Origin of the sequence: Dermatophilus congolensis (assembly GCF_900187045.1) — a bacterium.
Taxonomy (GTDB): domain Bacteria; phylum Actinomycetota; class Actinomycetes; order Actinomycetales; family Dermatophilaceae; genus Dermatophilus; species Dermatophilus congolensis.
Genome location: NZ_LT906453.1, coordinates 1,501,318 through 1,518,362 on the forward strand (window position 1 = coordinate 1,501,318; position 17,045 = coordinate 1,518,362).

Genomic DNA, 17,045 nt, shown 5'->3' on the forward strand with positions numbered 1-17,045 from the left:
CAACCTCATGCGGGCGTCCCTATTTCCTGGGCGATAGCCCGGATTGTCTCTACCAGTGCTGGGGCAGCTGCTTTTTCGATGCTGGGTCCGAACAGTGGTACGGCGGCGGTGATGTCGGCGTCGAGTTCTAGCTGGCAGCTGTCGGGGCCGGTGGGGCGCAGGCTTAGGGTTCCGTTTCCGGTAACCGGGGTTCCCGGGGCGGTGATGTTGACAGATGAGGTGCGGGATCCCTCCGCTGTGGCTGATTCCCAGTGTTGGGTGAGTCGGACAGTCAATGTGGGGCCAGCTAGCCGCGCTGCTGCTGAAGGCATGCCGGTTGTGGGTAGAGCGAAAGTAGCTTCGACGTTAAAAGCGTCTTCCTGTTGTGTGATGTGCACGTCTGCGTTATGGGCGCCGATGTGTTCGGCACCGCGATGATAGATCGCCTCATCAGTAAGACGGCGACCAGCCTCTGCCGCGGTTGTAGCGACTAGAAATGTCTCGTGCACATGCATGGGCGACAGGCTACCGGGTTCCTGTTTCCTGGCCGGAGTGGGGGAGTGAGGCGTTTGTGTGAGGTAGTTCTGGTTCGGGGCATCCGTGCCGGACCTGTTCGGTGGCTAAACGTAGGCGGTAGCGCGCTTTACCGGTGGCGGTGGCGGTGGCGTGGCGGTGGCGGCGAACATCGTCGTCAGATTCGGCGCTTGTTGGGCGAAGCAGGTCGGCGCGTAGGGCGCGCATGTTTTCTGTGAATGCGTGTAGGGCTTGTCCGAGGAACTCAGCGTCGGTGGCGACCATGAGCGAAGAGGGCATTGCATCGGGGGAGTGGGTGATTGTTGCGGCGTGGGCAAGGAGTTTGCTTGCGAGCGCGGCGCAGGAGTCTACGTCTGCGTGGCATTCCAGGGATGTTGCGTTTTCTTTGTCGTTGTTGGTGCTGGTGTGGCAGCGGCGGTTGGTGCGTTCGGTGGTGGCGCCGGGGGTGGGGATAGGGGCATGTTGGGTTGCGGCGCGGACGTGTTCGCTTGTTGGGTGGGCGAGGGAGGCGCGTCTGGCGATGGTGGCTAGGGCGTCGAGTAGGTGTTCTTGGGTGTGGTGGTCGCCGACGTCTACGCAGGTTGTTGCTGGCAGTCTGGCCAGGGCGTGGAGGGCGATTTCGTGGGGGGTGGGGTGGTTGGTCACGGGAACACCCTAGGGCGCGGGGGCGCTGGGAGGGGTGTTGCGATGTGTGCCTGTGGATGGGGTGTTTGTGGTGGGTGTTGTTGGGGATGAGTTGGTTGTTGTTGGGCGGCGCTAGTCTGGGGATATGGCGACGTTCAGCGAGAAATTGCAGTTCGTTCCAGGGCTGCGCAGTAAGGACGTCGATTGGTTGCACATGCTGGTCGGCGATTGGCAGTTAATCGCTGATTTGGCGATTGGTGATCTTGTTTTGTGGGGGCTTGCTCGTGATGAGGAGCAGGTTTGCCAGGGTGGTTTTGATCAGGCTGCGGATGAGGCGGCGTTGTTGGCTGGCCGTCGTCCTGAGGGGACGAAGTGGACGGTTTTGGCGCATGTGCGGCCTAATACGGGGCCGTTGGTGTTTTATGACGATTTGGTGGGGGATCAGGCGAATGAGGCCAGCACCTTGATGTTGGATCAGGCTGTTGCTGCGCGGGCGATTGTGACTGCGGGGCAGTGGCCGCACAGTGTGTTGCGGCGGGTGGAGGCTACGCCGGTGGTGCATCGGGGGGCGGCTATCGCGGTGGTGACGCGGCATCAGTCTGTGGCGCAGGTGCGTGCTGCTAGTCAGTTGGAGCGGGTGTATCAAGCGACGGCAGATACGTTGATGGGGATGATCCGTGATGGTGGTTTTCCGTTGTCGGGTCAGCCCAAGTCGCAGCGTCATGGCACTCCGCGGGCTGGGGATGGGGTTATTCGTATCGACAATGATGGTGTTATTGAGTATTTGTCGCCGAATGCCACGAGTGCGTTGTTGCGGTTGGGGCATGAGGGCCCTTTGAAGGGTGCGTATTTGTCGAAGGTTGTGATTGACCTTCTGCAGGGGCATACGAATGTGGATGAGACGTTGCCGTTAGTGACGATGGGGCGCGCGGCGTGGCGCACTGATGTTGAGGCTGATGGCGGCGTGATGGCCATGCGGGCGGTGCCGTTGCGGCAGGGCAAGGAACGTTTGGGGGCGTTAATCCTTGTTCGTGACATCAGTGAGCTGCGTAGGCAGGAAGAGCAGCTTCTTACAAAAGATGCGACTATCCGCGAGATTCATCACCGGGTGAAAAACAACCTGCAGACGGTTGCTGCGTTGTTACGGTTGCAGGCTCGTCGTGTAACGGATACCTCTGCGCAGGCTTCGTTAGCTGAGGCTGGTAGGAGGGTGTCAACGATTGCGTTGGTGCATGAGACGCTTTCGCGTAGTTTGGATGAGAGCGTGGGATTTGATGAGATCGCTACTCGGGTGATTAACGCGATTCTTGAGGTGGCTGGTGGGACGGTCTCATGGTCGCGGCAAGGCAGTTTTGGTCATCTTGATGCTGCTGAGGCGACACCGATGGCGTTGGTGCTAGCTGAGCTGGTGCAGAACACGGTTGACCACGCATTTGGTCCTGATGGGGGTCATGTGGTGTTGAGTGTTGCTGAGGAGGATGCTGGGGTTTTACGGGTGGATATTTTTGATGATGGGGTCGGGTTGCCGGAAGGATTCAAACCGGGGCGTTCAGGGTTGGGTACGCAGATTGTGCGTGCTTTTGTGCAGGACTTGCGGGGGAAAATTACGTGGCAGGCGCGCCCTGAGGGGGGAACGAAGGTGACTTTTACTGCGCGTAAACGCCTCACGGCGCACTCCCGCGCTGGGTGAGCGTGGTGAGTGCGCCGTGAGGTTTCGCCGGTGGTTGACCGGCGGGTGTGAAGTTAGCTGGCGCGGCGGGCGCGGGCGTTGCGGCGCTTGAGGGCGCGGCGTTCGTCTTCAGACATGCCGCCCCATACGCCGGCGTCTTGGCCGGATTCGATGGCCCACTGCAGGCAGGTGTCCATGACTGCGCAGCGGCGGCATACGGTTTTGGCTTCTTCAACCTGGAGCAGGGCGGGTCCGGTGTTTCCGATGGGGAAGAAAAGCTCGGGGTCCTCGGTCAGACATTCTGCTCGGCTGCGCCAATCCATGAGGAGTTCTCCTTGAAGTACGTAACGGGGAAAGTGGTTGGTGGACCGATTGAGTCGTCGAGTTGTTCACCGAGGTGTGGTGTGGAGGCCACATCTCGGACATGTGCTTCCGGCATTCTGTGGAACAGATGGGCACGTGGTGGGTGTGTCTGTTCCGTTGAACGTGTGACATCACAGGAGGATGTGTGTTCGTTAGCCGGTGTGCGTGACGCCAGGGCGTCGCACGGCAACATCCACTGACCTGTGGTGGCCAATGGGCCGCTGCCCTACGACGTCGAGAGCAGTCATGCTCGCGATGTTTGGGTCCGGTCTGTTTCACGTGCGTCTTTGCACCCCTCGTTCTGGAGGAGGAGGGTGAGTGAAACAGGTCGATCCTGTGCGCAACTCAAGATGAGTTGACCGTGGTGTGAGGGATTGATCAGTGCTTTGGTGCAAAGCGTGGTGAATGACCGCCTTCACCGCGGTGCTGTAACAGCGAAAGTTGCGGGTGGAACTGCTCAAGCATCACAGTGTGACCCGCTTTAGGGAAGAGATCTCTCAAAATTTGCGCACAAAAACTACGTCCGTTGCATACGGACGCTGCGTCAAAGTACCGCTACGCATCACGGATGGATGCCTGTGGGCGGCAATTCCGTCAGGAAGGCGTGCGACCCATAGAGGAACGCTGCATATCAGCGGCTCACTGATAGAGCCTGGCCCTGTGGGTCGCCTTGACTGTCCAGACACTGCTGACTCTAACCCCAGTGAGTCCATATCGATAAATCGCGCACCATGCGACGCGATTTGCAAATGCCCACATCGCATGCTTCTGCCATCGCTCAATACGTCTAACGAAAGGTCTAGACGAGAAAGTTTCGCTGCCGTAACCTACGGAACCGTAGCCTAAAGTTACGTAACCGTAGGTTGCGGTCATTGTGGCCGCCCACACACACGTGCGCCACCACCGCACGGAGAGGACGGCAATGAACACCTCGCTACCAACAGTCATCCAAGGCGGCATGGGAGTAGCGATCTCCTCATGGTGGATGGCGCGCAAAGTCGCCCAAACCGGCCAACTTGGTGTCGTCTCAGGAACAGCCATGGACTCAGTCCTCGCCAGAACCCTCGAAGACGGAGATCCTGGCGGCCACTACCGCCGCGCACTCCAACACTTCCCAGACCAAGACATGGTCAAACGCGCACTCCAGACCTACTACCGCCCCCATGGGCGCAATGGGGCTCCCTACCGACCCAACCCAAAAATCACTATCAACATCTCCCGCAAAGCAGTCGAACTAGCAGTTCTAGGTAACTTCGCCGAAGTCTGGCTCGCCAAAGAAGGCCACGATGGACCCGTCGGCATCAACTTCCTCGAAAAAATCCAAATGGCCACCCCCAGCGCAGCACTGGGTGCCATGCTCGCCGGAGTCGACTACGTCCTCATGGGCGCAGGCATCCCCCGCGAAATACCAGCCCTGCTGCGCAACTACGCAGCACACAAACCCGCAACCCTCACCATCGATGTAGCCAACGCCACCTGCACCCACACCACCACCCTCGACCCAACCAGCATTCTGAGCACCCCCCTACCGCCACTAACCCGCCCCCACTTCCTCGCCATCATCTCCTTGCACTCCCTAGCCACCTACCTGCACCGCGATGAAGAAATCCGTCCCGACGGATTCATCGTCGAAGGTGCCACCGCTGGCGGACACAGCGCACCCCCACGCGGAAAACTCACCCTTGACCACCATGGCGACCCCATCTACGGCCCCCGCGACACTCCCAACCTCACCGCCATCGCCCGCCTAGGCCTACCGTTCTGGCTCGCCGGAGGAGAATCCACCCCGCAAGCCCTCAAACAAGCCAAACAAGCCGGAGCCACCGGCGTCCAATGCGGCACCATCTTCGCCCTAAGTAACGACTCCGGCCTCGCCCCCCACATCCTGGCCACCCTGCACCACCACCTACGCACAAACACACTCACCATCCGCAACGACCCCCGCGCATCCCCCACCGGATTCCCCTTCAAAATCGCCACCCTCACCGACACCCTCTCCGACCCCACCGTCTACGAACAACGCCCCCGCATCTGCGACCTCTCCTACCTACGCACCCCCTACGAACGCCCCGACGGCAGCATTGGCTACCGATGCCCCGCCGAACCTCAAGACGCATACATCAAAAAAGGCGGAGACATCGCCGAGACCATCGGCCGCAAATGCCTCTGCAACGCACTCCTGACCAACCACGGCCTCGGACAACGCCGCAAAACCGGATACGAAGAACCACCCGGCGTCACCCTCGGCCAAGACCTCACCGGCGCACAACGCCTACTCGACCTCTACCCCAACGGCTGGAGCGCCCAAACCGCCACACACTGGCTACTCAGCGCAACCCGCACCCCACACAACGCCAGCGACAACCACCCTCAACTGATCTCAACCCGACGCCACTCATCAGAACGATAAAAACGCCTAACCTCCTCAAACACCCCCGCCCGCACATACGCAACAAGCAACACCCCCGAAAAATCATCCCGCCGCGCCGTCCACTGCCCATCCCGAGGATGACCAAAATCCTCCCGACGACCATCACGCAACCACACCCGCACCCCCACCGACCCCTCCTCCTGACCCGCAACGACGAACACCACCCCCCACCCACAACAATCGGCCCCCACCAGGGCACAGTGAGCACAACAACCAACATGGTGAGAACCAGCCACAAGCGTCGCGTAACCTTGATCATTGTGGCTGTTGACTTCGAATCCGAACTGACCGACCTACGGACGACCATGAAGTCGGTCCGTGACGTGACCGACGTGGACGCCCTACGCGCCAAAATCGCCGACCTCGAAAAACAGTCCGGCGCCCCAGACCTGTGGGGTGACGTCGACCACGCACAAAAAGTCACCTCAGCTCTCTCACGCGCCAACGCCGAACTAGAACGCGTCGAAAGCCTCGACTCCCGCATCGAAGACCTCGAAGTACTCATCGAACTCGGCCGTGAAGAAAACGACGCCGACACCCTCGCCGAAGCCGAACAAACCCTCGAACGACTCAAAAAATCCGTTGGAGAACTCGAGGTCAAAACCCTCCTCGCCGGCGAATACGACGAACGAGAAGCTGTCGTGACCATCCGCGCCGGAGCAGGCGGCGTCGACGCAGCCGACTTCGCTGAACAACTCATGCGCATGTACCTACGTTGGGCCGAACGTAACGACTACCCAACCAAAGTCATGGACACCTCCTACGCCGAAGAAGCCGGCCTGAAATCCGCGACCTTCGAAGTAAACGTTTCTTACGCCTACGGCCACCTATCTGTCGAAGCAGGCACACACCGCCTCGTACGCATCAGCCCCTTCGACAACCAAGGGCGACGTCAAACATCATTCGCCGCGGTTGAAGTTGTTCCCCTCATCGAACAAACCGACCACATTGACATCCCCGAAAACGAACTAAAAATTGACGTATTCCGCTCCTCTGGCCCCGGTGGACAAAGCGTTAACACCACCGACTCCGCCGTCCGCATGACACACATCCCCACCGGCATCGTCGTGTCTATGCAGAACGAAAAATCCCAGATCCAAAACCGCGCCGCCGCATACCGCGTGCTCCAATCCCGACTCCTACTGCAAAAACAGCAAGAAGAAGCCGCCGCAAAGAAAGAACTCGCCGGAGACGTCAAAGCCACCTGGGGTGACCAGATGCGCAGCTACGTCCTCAACCCGTACCAAATGGTTAAAGACCTGCGCACCGGCTACGAAGTTGGTAACCCTGACTCGGTCTTCGACGGCGACATCGACGCATTCATCGAAGCTGGCATCCGTTGGAAACGAGCAGCTGAAAAAGAGTGACCCCCTAACGAGTGTGTTGCCTTTCCAACACACTCAACAACGGAACACGTAAACCGCTCAGCACGCTTCTAGACTCGAAAAATCGGGTGTCAGCGACGCACCACGGCCGCGGGCGCCTGCCCACCCAGACGAGACCTGGAGGCCACCATGACTGACGAGACTCGTGCCTACACCAACCGCATCGTTGTTGGCTACGACGGCTCACCCGTCTCCCAACGAGCTCTCACATGGGCTGCCGACGCCGCCGAACACAGCGGCGTCGGCTTAACCGTCCTCACCGCAGTCCAACTCACCGCACCCACCATCGGCGAAGGCAGCTGGTACGAGCCAGCCACCGACGTGCTCCTCGACGTGGCCCGCCGCGAATGCGCCGAAGGTGTCGAAACAGTACGCGCACACCACCGTGAACTTGACGTAGACGCAGTGACAAGCACCGGCTCACCTGCCCGCCTACTCATCGAAGCTTCAAACCACGCCCGCATGACCGTTCTGGGATCACACGGGCGCGGCCAAGTAAGCGGACTGCTTCTCGGCAGCGTCTCCAACGCCGTCGCCGGACACGCACACGGAGTAGTGACCGTCGTGCCCGAAAGCACTACCGCAGATAAGAGCGCTCCGGTAGTTGTTGGAGTCAGCGACAGCCCTGATGGCCGCGCCGCAACACGCTTCGCTGCCCAAATGGCATCCGACCTCAACGTTCCACTCATCGCCGTGCGCTGCTGGGGCGCGCTGCGCAGCTGGACCATGACAGACGAAGACCACGCACGTTTCGCCACTGCAATCGAAAACTCATCACGAGCTGTGCTCGAGGAAATCATTGCCACCGAAACCACCACCCACCCACACCTGAAGGTGGAAAAACGCCTCATCCACGGCGGCCCCGAACAAGCTCTACTGGCCACCGCCCAGAACGCTCAACTGATTGTTGTCGGATCACGAGGCAGAGGCGGATTCCAGGGGCTGCTCATGGGATCAACTTCCCGCAGCATCCTGCACGCCGCTCCTGTGCCAGTGACAGTAGTGCACGCCTAACCGCACCAGAATCCAATACACGCCACAACTAACAGGGGTGGTGTAGCCAGCTGGATACACCACCCCTGAACAGTGAAAACGTGTTTAGCTTTCCGCCCACTGCAGGAGCACCTGGCCGTTCTGCACGGCCTGCCCCACAGTGACCTCAACTGAAGCAACCACACCATCCTTGGGTGCGGTCACTTCCGTTTCCATCTTCATCGCTTCCAAGATGAGCAAAGTGTCACCGGACTTGACCTCGGCACCATCTTCAACAAGCACTTTGACAACCGTGCCAGCGATGTTGGCCGTCAAAGCACTCGCCGAGGAGGCAGGAGCTTTCACCGCGGAGGTAGCAGGAATACCACCACCGAAACCGCCAACCTGGATCGCGCCGAGCTGTTTCTGTTTACGCGTGTCCTCGACCTCGACCTCGACGTCGTAGACCGAGCCGTTGACTGTGATCTTGAGCTTCATATCTTCCCTCGTATGGCTCTTGCTGGTCATTCACCGGCTGATCATCGAACGTTCGACGACTGCGGTCGGATGGTGTGCGAATGCTGAATATCGCTGCGGCCTTGGTCAGCCCAGCCCGATCCAGACTTCGAGGCGAAGTGGATCTGTTTGATGGTGGCGCGCTTGCCCAAGGCCGCGGCCACCGCCGCAGAGATAGCGAGAATGACGTCTTCGCTGATCTCTTCGGGATCGTGAAGTTCAGCAAGCCTGCTTTCTAGGCGTTCTACGCGGGCGCTGAGGTCTTGCACGAGTACGCGCAACTGCTCGAGCTCAGAAGGCTCAGTCACATCACTCATGGTGTGTTCTCCGTTCTCGTCGACGTGTTCGTCGTGGTGAAACGTCGCCGATCACATCGGGATGAGGCCGTGCTTCTTGGGCGGTCGGATATCGCGTTTGTTCGCGAGGTATTCCAAGGATTGCGCGATCATTCGGCGGGTGCTGGCTGGTTCGATGATGTCGTCGACCTGGCTGCGCGCCCCGGCAACGTAAGGGGTGGAGAACGCCTCGCGGTAATGCTGGACCAGTTCGGCTCGTTTGGCTTCGGGGTCTTCAGCGTTGGCGATTTCTTTGCGGAAGACTACGCCTGCAGCGCCCTCGGCACCCATCACAGCGATCTCAGCGGTAGGCCACGCGAATACCCGGTCCGCGCCAAGGTCTTTGGAACACATGGCTAGGTAAGAGCCGCCGTATGCCTTCCGGAGAACAACGGTGATCTTAGGAACCGTGGCCGAGCTGTAGGCGAAGAGCATTTTGGCGCCGTGGCGGATGATGCCGCCGTACTCCTGCTCAACACCAGGCAAGAAGCCGGGAACGTCAACGAGGTTGACTACAGGAATGTTGAAGGCGTTGCAGAAGCGCACGAACCGGGCAACTTTGTCGGAGGCGTTGATGTCTAGAGAACCAGCGAGGAAGTTGGGCTGATTCGCGATGATTCCCACAGAGCGACCAGTCACTCGTCCGAAACCGATGACAACGTTCATTGCCCAACCGGCCTGCACTTCGAGGAAATCCGCATCATCAACGATGAGCGAGATGACCTCGCGGATGTCGTATCCGCGTTTGGTGTCTTCGGGAATGATGTCGTTGAGCTCAGGGATGTCTTCGACATCATCGTTGCCATCGACGATGGGGGGCATTTCGGAGTTGTTGCTGGGCAGGAAGCTCAGAAGTTTCTTCGCGATGAGCATTGCTTGAGCGTCATCGTCGGCAACAAAGTGCGTGACACCGGAGCGGGTCATGTGCGCGCCCGGGCCGCCGAGATCTTCAGCGGATACTTCCTCTCCCGTGACCTGCTTGATCACACCAGGACCGGTGATGAACATGCGAGATTCTTTGGTCTGGATGATGAAGTCGGTGAGTGCGGGGGAGTAGGCAGCACCGCCAGCACACGGACCAGCGATGATGGAGATCTGTGGCACCACCCCGGAGAGCGCGACGTTCTGGAAGAACACTTTGCCGTATCCGGATAGCGAGTCAATGCCTTCTTGAACGCGGGCGCCACCGGAGTCGTTGATGAAGATAAAGGGCGTCCCATTTTCCAGTGATGCTTTTTGAACGACCGTGACTTTTTCGGACTGTTTTTCACCGGCGGAGCCGCCCATGACGGTGAAGTCCTGGCTGGCGATGTGAACGGGGCGCCCCAGCACGGTAGCGGAGCCAGTGACGACGCCGTCGGCGGGGGCTTTGGCTTTGTCCATGCCGAACAAAGTGGTGCGGTGTTGGGCGAAGAGACCTAGTTCAGCGAAGCTGCCTTCGTCAGCGAGTTCGGTAATGCGCTCACGGGCTGTGAGTTTGCCTTGCTCATGCTGTTTTTCGATGCGGGCTTCGCCGCCGCCAGCTTCGAGTTCTGCGCGGCGGGCGCGGAGTTCTTTGTTCCGCTCCGCCATGGTTGCGGGTTTGTCAGCCATGTGTGGTCCTTAAGAATGTGTGGAGGCGGTTAGGGGCTGTGGTCAGGCCGGTTTAACGGTGACGGAGTGGCTCTTGCCTCCGACGGTGACGTTGTAGGTGATGGGGACGCGGATGGGTCCGTTCTTGGTGTCTCCGGCTTGGGCTGCACGTTCCGCTTCGAGCTCTTCGGGGCTTTGGCCGACGTTCTTGGGTCCTTCAGGCCGGGTAGCCCAGAAGCCAGGGGCGACTTTGGGGAACATGGCGTAGGTGAGGACGTCTTCATCAGTGCCGTCGAAGCCGGGGATGTTGGCTGCTTCCTCTTTGAGCTTGTCCCATTCGGGTTCGATGAGGTCGGCAGGCCGGACAGTGATGGGCTCTTTGCCTGTTTGCGCTTTGGCTTGTTCGACCACCTCGGGGTTCATATCGCCGATGGTGGTGCCGTAGTAGCCAAGCATGAGGTCGGCGAACTCGGCGGTGAGGACTTTGTATTTGCCCATGAGTACGTTGAACACCGCTTGCGTGCCAACGATTTGGCTCGAGGGAGTCACGAGTGGGGGGTATCCGGCGTCTTTGCGGACGCGGGGTACCTCTTCGAGTACTTCTTCGAGGCGGTCGGCAGCTCCCTGCTGTTTGAGCTGGGACTCCATGTTGGAGATCATGCCGCCGGGGATTTGGCTATCGAAGATGGCGGTGTCGACGGTGTAGCTCGACATGAACTTCTGGTAGCGGGGTTTGATTTTGGCGAAGTGCTGTTTGACGTTTTTCAGTAGCTCTTTGTTGAGGTTAGCGATGTAACCGGTGCCTTCGAGCATTTCCTGGAGGGACTCGGTGGGATTGTGGCCCGGCCCTAGGGACATGGAGCTGATGGCGGTGTCGACGACGTCTGCACCTGCCTCGATAGCCTTCATGAGGGAGACCAGGGTTACTCCGGTGGTGGAGTGGCAGTGGATGTTGATCTGCATGTCAGGCAGTTCATTTTTGATGGCTTTGACGATGTCGTAAGCCGGTTGGGGTTTGAGTAGGGCTGCCATGTCTTTGAGAGCGATGGAGTCCACACCCATGTCGGCTAGCTGTTTGGCTAGCTCGACGTAGCCCTCAACGGTGTGTAGCGGGCTGGTGGTGTAGCAGACGGTGCCTTGGGCGTGCCCGCCGGCGCGTTTAACAGCAGCGATGGCGTGTTCGAGGTTGCGAGGGTCGTTGAGGGCATCGAAGACCCGGAAAACATCCATGCCGTTTTCGACGGCTTTTTCAACGAAGTGGTCGACAACATCGTCCCCGTAGTGGCGGTAACCCAGGAGGTTTTGCCCGCGCAGCAACATTTGTGTGCGCGTGTTTGGCATGAGTTTGCGGAAGGTGCGTAGGCGCTCCCACGGGTCTTCGTTGAGGAACCGGATGCAGGAGTCGAAAGTGGCTCCGCCCCAGCATTCGACGCTCCAGAAACCTGCTTGGTCCAGGTCTGCGCAGGCGTCGACCATGTCTTCGAGTGCCATGCGCGTTGCCATGAGGCTTTGGTGTGCATCGCGGAGTGCGAGTTCGGTGACGCCGATCTGTCGCTGCGTGGTCATGGTGTGAGGTTGTCACGGTCTTGGTGGGATGCGCGCAACCTTTGGAGAAACCGGGACCAGAGTCACATGAAAGGTGTGAGCTGGGTTACGGGCTGGTGGATGGGGTTGCGACGCGCCGCTGCAGGAACGGGGTTCGTGTGGGCGCGGCGGCTAGGGTGCTGTGGGGTGTAGCCGGGGGGGTTTCTTGTTCGTTTCGTGTTCTGGGAGGGCAGGAGTTGTGATCTCGTTCACGGATGTGGTCAAGACGTATCGGCGTGGTGTGAAGCCGGCGTTGGATGGGGTTTCTTTTGAGGTGGGGGAGGGTGAGTTTGTTTTTGTGGTGGGTGCTTCGGGGTCGGGTAAGTCGACGTTGATTCGGTTGCTGTTGGCTGAGGAGAAGGTTTCTTCGGGGGAGCTGTCGGCATTGGGGTGGGATGTGGTGCGGCTGCCGCGTCGGCGGGTGCCGCAGTTGCGTCGTCAGATTGGGGTTGTTTTTCAGGATTATCGGTTGTTGCCGGATCGGGATGTGCAGGCGAATGTGGCGTATGTGCTGCATGTGTTGGGGTACAACCCTGCGGATGTGGATCGGTTAGTGCCACAGACGTTGGATTTGGTGGGAGTGGGGTCGTTAGCGCGGCGGTTGCCCCATGAGTTGAGTGGTGGGGAGCAGCAGCGGGTGGCGTTGGCGCGGGCGTTGGTGAAACGGCCGTCGTTGTTGTTGGCGGATGAGCCGACGGGAAATCTGGATCCGGAGGCGACCGAGAGCATTGTTGAGTTGTTGGGGCGGGTGAATGCGGAGGGAACGACAGTGTTGATGGCTACGCATGATGATCGGGTGGTGGATATGGCTGGTCGGCGGGTGATTGAGCTGTGTGATGGGGTGGTTGTTCGAGATGAGGTTGGTGGTAGGTATCGGGTGGTGGCTTCGGGTGAGGGGCATGGGGGTGAGCTGCTGTGAGGCCGACGTTTTTGGTGCAGGAGGTGGGGGCGGGGTTGCGTCGCAATCTGGGGGCGTTTGTGTCGATTGTGATTGTGGCGATGGTCAGTGTTGTGTTTTTGGGGGTGGGGATGTTGTCGGGGCGGCAGGTGGATGCCGCGAAGGGGTATTGGTACGACAAGGTTGAGGTGTCGATTTTTTTGTGTACGGCTTCGTCGCCGGATGCGGGGTGTGGGGGTAAGCCGGTGACTGCGGTGCAGCAGGCGGCGGTGCGGGAGTTGCTAGATGCCTCTTCGAAGGTGGTGGCGTCGTATGAGTTTGAGTCTCAGCATCAGGCGTATGAGCGGTTCCGGGCGCAGTTTGCGGGTAATCCAGCGTTTGCGCGTACTCCGGCTTCGGCTATTCCGGCGGCGTTTCGGGTGAAGTTGGTGGATCCGGGGGAGTATGCGGTGGTTCATCAAATGTTTGGTGGGATGCCGGGGGTGGCGGCGGTGAAGGATATTCGCCAGGTGGTGGATCCGTTGATTCGGGTGTTGGACTTTTTGCGGGTGACTGCGTGGGGAGTTGCTGGGGTGATGTCGGTGGCGATGGTGTTGTTGTTGGTGACGACGATTCGTCAGGTGGCGTGGACGAGGCGTCGTGAGACTGGGGTGAAGCGGGTGGTGGGGGCTTCGAAGGGGGCTTTGCAGTTGCCTTTTATGGTGGAGATGGTTGCTGCGGTGCTGGTGGCGTGTGTGCTGGCGGTGGGGGTTTTGTGGGGGGCGGTGCGTTTTGGGGTGGCTGAGTTGGCTGCAAAGTTTTCTGATTTTGGGTGGATTACTCCGGTGGATGTGTTGGTGGTGGCGCCGGTGTTGGTGGGGTGTGGGGTTGGGGTGGCGGTGGTTGTGTCGTGGGTGGCGTTGGGTCGGTATGTGCGGGTGTGAGTCAGGGACGCTGGGTGCTGTTGGGGTGCCTGTACGGTGGTGGAGTCTGAGCGTGAGCTATGGAGTGGTTTGCGCGGTAGTTGTGTGACCAGTGGGAGCACTGGGTTGAGGAAGGCAGTGGCAGATGGCCAAGGAGTCGGGTGTGAAGGTGATCGCGCGTAACAAGAAGGCGCGTCACGATTATTTGATTGAGGACACCTATGAGGCCGGTCTGGCGTTGATGGGTACTGAGGTGAAGTCGCTGCGGTTGGGGCGGGCTTCGTTGGTGGATGGGTTTGCGTCGTTTTCACGTTCGGGTGAGGTGTGGTTGGAGGGTGTGCACATCCCGGAGTATGTGCAGGGGACGTGGACGAATCATTCGGCTCGGCGTCGGCGCAAGTTGTTGTTGCATCGAGCTGAGATCGACAAGTTGGAGTCCAAGGCCAGGGAGGCAGGACACACGGTGGTGCCGTTGTCGCTGTATTTCAAGGATGGTCGGGTGAAGGTGGAGATCGCGTTGGCCAAAGGTAAGCGGGAGTACGACAAGCGTCAGGCGTTGCGTGAGCGTCAGGATCGTCGTGAGGCGGAGAGAGCGATGTCGGTGGCGTTTAAGCGGGGTCGGTGAGGCGCGGCTGTTTTTTCGTGGATGGGATTGGGGCGTAGTGATGGGGTTGTTGATGGGTGTGGCTCGGGTAGGGGTTGCCTCGGGGGCGCGTCGGTGGGTGGGGCGTGGCATGTCGGGGTTGTGTGTGGCTGCGATGTTGGTTGGTGTGGGTGTTGGTGGGGCGTGGGCGCAGCAGGGGGACCGTATCGCTGATTATCGGGTGGAGTATTCGCTGCGTCCTGATGGTGAGGTGTGGGCGCGAGAGACGGTGGATTACGTGTTCGGTGGTGGCAAGGACCGGCACGGCATTTTTATGGATTGGACTGTGCGGCGGAATCTTCCGGAAAGTCCGGGGCATTTCCGTGAGTACGAGATGTCGATTGTGAATGTGACGAGCCCTACGGGCGCTTCGACGGTGTATGAGAAGCGGGACCGGGGTGGTGCGTTGCGGTTACAGATCGGGGATAAGAAGCGGTCTGTGTCGGGGCGGCAGCGTTACGTGGTCGAGTATCGCGTTAAGGGCGTGGTGAACCGGATTCCGGGTAAGGATGGCGCTGCCGATACGCAGGAGTTGTTTCTGAACCCGGTGGCGACTCATTGGGAGGCGCCGATTGATCAGGCGACGGTGACGGTGACAGGTCCGGTTGGTTCTGAGCGTCGGGAATGCTGGGTGGGGGAGGAAGGATCCAGGAATAAGTCTGGGTGTGTGGGGGAGGCTGTGGGGGGTACAGATACTTTCACTGCGACAGGGCTAGGGATGCAGGGTGAGAAGCATCTGGGCATGACTGTGGTGACGGGGTATCAGGGTGGGACGGTTAGTAATGATCAGCCGATCATCCGGGAGGGTGATGCTGAGGGTGGGCGTGCGTTGACGGAGTTTGTGCCGCAGTGGGTGGCTACGGCGATGGGTGCGGGCAGTGTTGGTGTGGGTGGGTTGGCGTTTGTGGGCGCGGTTGTGGGGATGGGGGCTGCGTATCGGCGTCGTGGTCGCGATGAGCAGTTTGTTGGGTTGACTCCTGGGGTTTTGCCTGGTGATGAGGATGCGGCGACGGAGACGGTGCGGTTGTCTGCGTCTGCTCCGGTGGCGGTGCGTTTTGAGCCTCCGCAGGATTCGCTGCCGGGGTTGATTGGGACGTTGCAGGATGAGTCCGCCGACATGGTGGATGTGACGGCCTCGATCGTTGACTTGGCGGTGCGTGGGGTTGTGGTTATTGAGGAGGTTCCGCATCAGCGGAGTGATCCGGATTGGCGGATTCGTCGCGGCGAGAACTTCGATGAGGATCAGTTGCTTAGGTATGAGCGGACTTTGGTGCAGGCGTTGTTGGGGTCTTCGCAGACGGCGTTGTTGTCCTCTCGTCGTCAGCAGATGGCTACGCGGGTTGATCTGGTCAAGTCGCATATGTATGACGAGGTGACTGCGCGTGGGTGGTTTAGAAAGAACCCGAAGCAGACACGTTCAGTGTGGGCTGGTTTGGGTGTGGTTTTGCTGATCGCGGGTGCTGTTTTGGCTGCTCCGTTGCTGTTTATGTCCGGGACTGTGGCGTTGACTGGTGCGCAGTTTGGGATGTTTTTGTGTGCTGGTGCTGGGGTCGCTGCTGCTGGCGTGGTGGTGTTGTTGATGGCGCGTTCGATGGTGGCGCGTACGGCGGCAGGTACAGCTGTGTTGCATCAGGCTCGTGGTTTTAAGGAGTACTTGGTGACGGCTGAGGCGGGGCAGATCCGTTTTGAGGAGGCGGAAAAGATTTTCAGTCGCTATTTGCCGTATGCGATTGTTTTTGGGGTGGCAGAGAAGTGGGCGAAGATCTTCGATGAGGTTGTGGCTGCGGCTAAAGCTGAGGGCGCGGTAGTGGATTCACCGTCGTGGTATTCCGGTGGCGCTACGGCGTGGGATTACGTGGTTTTCACCTCGATGCTGCGTGATTTTTCGGGCAGTGCTGAGAGTGCTTTCTCTGCCCCGGTTGACAGCGGTAGTGGTGGGGGCTCTGCGGGCGCTTCAGGACAGAGTGGTTTTGGTGGAGGCGGTTCAGTTGGTGGTGGTGGTTTTGGTGGGGGCGGTGGTGGTTCGTGGTGAGGGACGTTTGGGCACCACGGGCCGTGATGTGGGGTTAGCGTGGGTGAGGTGGGCGCTGCGTGCAGTGTCGGGTATTTCGTTGTTGCACAAGGATGTACGAGGTCAGGAGCGGCTATGGGTGACGAGATGATTCATGAGATGACCAAGGAAGAAGCCGTCGAGGTTCTGGAGTCGTTGAGGTTTGGGCGGCTTGCTACAGCGGTAGCTGGGGTTCCTTTTATTACGCCGTTGAATTATGTGGCGCGTGATGGTGCTGTTTATTTCCGGACGGCCGAGGGAAACAAATTAATGGGGTTGACCATCAATGCGGATGTGGCTTTTGAGGCGGATCGTTTCGTTGATGGGTGTGCTGAGAGTGTGATTGTGATGGGGCGCGCTGAAGAGGTAGTTGCCGGGCAGGAACGAGAGTTTGCTGAGTCGCTGCCATTGCAGCCGTGGATTGAGACCGATAAGCAGCATGTGGTGAAGATTGCGGTGGGGGAGATTTCTGGTCGACGGTTCCGGCTGAATGAGTTTGCACAGTTGTGATGGGTGCGTAGTAGTAGTGGTGTGTTTCTGGTGAGGGGTTTCGCCGCTGGAGCGCGCTGAGCTATCGTTGGTTTCCCG

17 protein-coding genes are annotated in these 17,045 nt (G+C 59.5%); 9 read left to right on the top strand and 8 right to left on the bottom strand.

From position 1 onward, the window contains the following. Positions 1 to 5 precede the first annotated feature (5 nt). Together CKV89_RS06415 and CKV89_RS06420 are read right to left on the bottom strand one after the other, a co-directional pair. The gene (locus CKV89_RS06415) at positions 6 to 494 is read right to left on the bottom strand and encodes a DUF2505 domain-containing protein (protein ID WP_084441413.1); all 489 of its coding nucleotides are present in this window, start codon (positions 492 to 494) and stop codon (positions 6 to 8) included. A 10-nt stretch (positions 495 to 504) separates the two neighbouring features. Next, positions 505 to 1,158: a hypothetical protein gene (locus CKV89_RS06420; protein ID WP_028327915.1), complete on the bottom strand. Its 654-nt coding sequence runs from the start codon at positions 1,156 to 1,158 to the stop codon at positions 505 to 507. Positions 1,159 to 1,282: 124 nt separating this feature from the next. On the opposite strand from CKV89_RS06420, the gene CKV89_RS06425 reads away from it, so the two are divergent. Beyond that, a complete protein-coding gene (locus tag CKV89_RS06425) occupies positions 1,283 to 2,827 on the top strand; it encodes a sensor histidine kinase (protein ID WP_028327914.1) in 1,545 nt (514 codons plus the stop codon). 53 nt (positions 2,828 to 2,880) lie between these two features. On the opposite strand, the gene CKV89_RS06430 is transcribed toward CKV89_RS06425, so the two are convergent. After that, a complete protein-coding gene (locus tag CKV89_RS06430; protein ID WP_028327913.1) occupies positions 2,881 to 3,129 on the bottom strand; it encodes a WhiB family transcriptional regulator in 249 nt (82 codons plus the stop codon). A 962-nt stretch (positions 3,130 to 4,091) separates the two neighbouring features. Here CKV89_RS06430 and CKV89_RS06435 point away from each other — a divergent pair. Then, complete coding sequence (locus CKV89_RS06435) at positions 4,092 to 5,579, top strand: beta/alpha barrel domain-containing protein (RefSeq protein WP_051277747.1); 1,488 nt, start codon at positions 4,092 to 4,094, stop codon at positions 5,577 to 5,579. On the opposite strand, the gene CKV89_RS11830 is transcribed toward CKV89_RS06435, so the two are convergent. Further along, positions 5,540 to 5,761: a hypothetical protein gene (locus CKV89_RS11830; RefSeq protein ID WP_154657715.1), complete on the bottom strand. Its 222-nt coding sequence runs from the start codon at positions 5,759 to 5,761 to the stop codon at positions 5,540 to 5,542. The two genes, CKV89_RS06435 and CKV89_RS11830, sit on opposite strands and share 40 nt — an antisense overlap. A gap of 99 nt (positions 5,762 to 5,860) precedes the next feature. Here CKV89_RS11830 and prfB point away from each other — a divergent pair, with 99 nt between their 5' ends. Both prfB and CKV89_RS06445 read left to right on the top strand, forming a co-directional pair. Continuing rightward, positions 5,861 to 6,967 (top strand): peptide chain release factor 2, encoded by a 1,107-nt coding sequence (gene prfB, locus CKV89_RS06440; RefSeq protein ID WP_028327912.1) that lies wholly within the window; start codon positions 5,861 to 5,863, stop codon positions 6,965 to 6,967. 147 nt (positions 6,968 to 7,114) lie between these two features. Further along, positions 7,115 to 7,999 (top strand): universal stress protein, encoded by an 885-nt coding sequence (locus CKV89_RS06445; protein ID WP_028327911.1) that lies wholly within the window; start codon positions 7,115 to 7,117, stop codon positions 7,997 to 7,999. A gap of 84 nt (positions 8,000 to 8,083) precedes the next feature. On the opposite strand, the gene CKV89_RS06450 is transcribed toward CKV89_RS06445, so the two are convergent. From CKV89_RS06450 to CKV89_RS06465, 4 genes are read right to left on the bottom strand one after another with little or no spacing between them, the layout of a single operon-like run. After that, entirely contained in the window at positions 8,084 to 8,455 is a 372-nt protein-coding gene (locus CKV89_RS06450; RefSeq protein WP_028327910.1) for a biotin/lipoyl-containing protein, read from the bottom strand. A gap of 41 nt (positions 8,456 to 8,496) precedes the next feature. Beyond that, positions 8,497 to 8,790, bottom strand: a complete 294-nt coding sequence (locus CKV89_RS06455; RefSeq protein WP_028327909.1) for a hypothetical protein — start codon at positions 8,788 to 8,790, stop codon at positions 8,497 to 8,499. 51 nt (positions 8,791 to 8,841) lie between these two features. Then, positions 8,842 to 10,401: an acyl-CoA carboxylase subunit beta gene (locus tag CKV89_RS06460; protein WP_028327908.1), complete on the bottom strand. Its 1,560-nt coding sequence runs from the start codon at positions 10,399 to 10,401 to the stop codon at positions 8,842 to 8,844. 42 nt (positions 10,402 to 10,443) lie between these two features. Beyond that, positions 10,444 to 11,946 (bottom strand): methylmalonyl-CoA carboxytransferase subunit 5S, encoded by a 1,503-nt coding sequence (locus tag CKV89_RS06465; protein ID WP_028327907.1) that lies wholly within the window; start codon positions 11,944 to 11,946, stop codon positions 10,444 to 10,446. Between the two features lie 217 nt (positions 11,947 to 12,163). Here CKV89_RS06465 and CKV89_RS06470 point away from each other — a divergent pair, with 217 nt between their 5' ends. The 5 genes from CKV89_RS06470 (at position 12,164) to CKV89_RS06490 (ending at position 16,967) form a co-directional block, all read left to right on the top strand. After that, on the top strand, positions 12,164 to 12,883 hold the full coding sequence (locus CKV89_RS06470) for a cell division ATP-binding protein FtsE (protein ID WP_084441411.1): 720 nt from the start codon (positions 12,164 to 12,166) through the stop codon (positions 12,881 to 12,883). Next, positions 12,880 to 13,785 carry a permease-like cell division protein FtsX gene (ftsX, locus tag CKV89_RS06475; RefSeq protein WP_208310107.1) on the top strand — a complete coding sequence of 302 codons (906 nt, stop codon included), beginning with the start codon at positions 12,880 to 12,882 and terminating at the stop codon, positions 13,783 to 13,785. The genes CKV89_RS06470 and ftsX overlap by 4 nt, the downstream gene beginning before the upstream one ends. Before the next feature lie 124 nt (positions 13,786 to 13,909). After that, the gene (gene smpB / locus CKV89_RS06480) at positions 13,910 to 14,389 is read left to right on the top strand and encodes an SsrA-binding protein SmpB (RefSeq protein ID WP_028327904.1); all 480 of its coding nucleotides are present in this window, start codon (positions 13,910 to 13,912) and stop codon (positions 14,387 to 14,389) included. Between the two features lie 40 nt (positions 14,390 to 14,429). Continuing rightward, on the top strand, positions 14,430 to 16,439 hold the full coding sequence (locus tag CKV89_RS06485; protein WP_084441410.1) for a DUF2207 domain-containing protein: 2,010 nt from the start codon (positions 14,430 to 14,432) through the stop codon (positions 16,437 to 16,439). A gap of 114 nt (positions 16,440 to 16,553) precedes the next feature. Next, positions 16,554 to 16,967 carry a pyridoxamine 5'-phosphate oxidase family protein gene (locus CKV89_RS06490; protein ID WP_028327902.1) on the top strand — a complete coding sequence of 138 codons (414 nt, stop codon included), beginning with the start codon at positions 16,554 to 16,556 and terminating at the stop codon, positions 16,965 to 16,967. Positions 16,968 to 17,045 lie beyond the last annotated feature (78 nt).

Bases quoted from the DNA above. Each gene is read 5' to 3' on its own strand.
- CKV89_RS06415 (WP_084441413.1), bottom strand. From the start codon at position 494: ATGCATGTGCACGAGACATTTCTAGTCGCTACAACCGCGGCAGAGGCT.
- CKV89_RS06430 (WP_028327913.1), bottom strand. From the start codon at position 3,129: ATGGATTGGCGCAGCCGAGCAGAATGTCTGACCGAGGACCCCGAGCTT.
- CKV89_RS06445 (WP_028327911.1), top strand. From the start codon at position 7,115: ATGACTGACGAGACTCGTGCCTACACCAACCGCATCGTTGTTGGCTAC.
- CKV89_RS06490 (WP_028327902.1), top strand. From the start codon at position 16,554: ATGGGTGACGAGATGATTCATGAGATGACCAAGGAAGAAGCCGTCGAG.
- CKV89_RS06435 (WP_051277747.1), top strand. From the start codon at position 4,092: ATGAACACCTCGCTACCAACAGTCATCCAAGGCGGCATGGGAGTAGCG.
- CKV89_RS06460 (WP_028327908.1), bottom strand. From the start codon at position 10,401: ATGGCTGACAAACCCGCAACCATGGCGGAGCGGAACAAAGAACTCCGC.
- CKV89_RS06450 (WP_028327910.1), bottom strand. From the start codon at position 8,455: ATGAAGCTCAAGATCACAGTCAACGGCTCGGTCTACGACGTCGAGGTC.
- CKV89_RS06485 (WP_084441410.1), top strand. From the start codon at position 14,430: ATGGGGTTGTTGATGGGTGTGGCTCGGGTAGGGGTTGCCTCGGGGGCG.
- smpB (WP_028327904.1), top strand. From the start codon at position 13,910: ATGGCCAAGGAGTCGGGTGTGAAGGTGATCGCGCGTAACAAGAAGGCG.
- CKV89_RS06455 (WP_028327909.1), bottom strand. From the start codon at position 8,790: ATGAGTGATGTGACTGAGCCTTCTGAGCTCGAGCAGTTGCGCGTACTC.
- CKV89_RS06425 (WP_028327914.1), top strand. From the start codon at position 1,283: ATGGCGACGTTCAGCGAGAAATTGCAGTTCGTTCCAGGGCTGCGCAGT.
- CKV89_RS06465 (WP_028327907.1), bottom strand. From the start codon at position 11,946: ATGACCACGCAGCGACAGATCGGCGTCACCGAACTCGCACTCCGCGAT.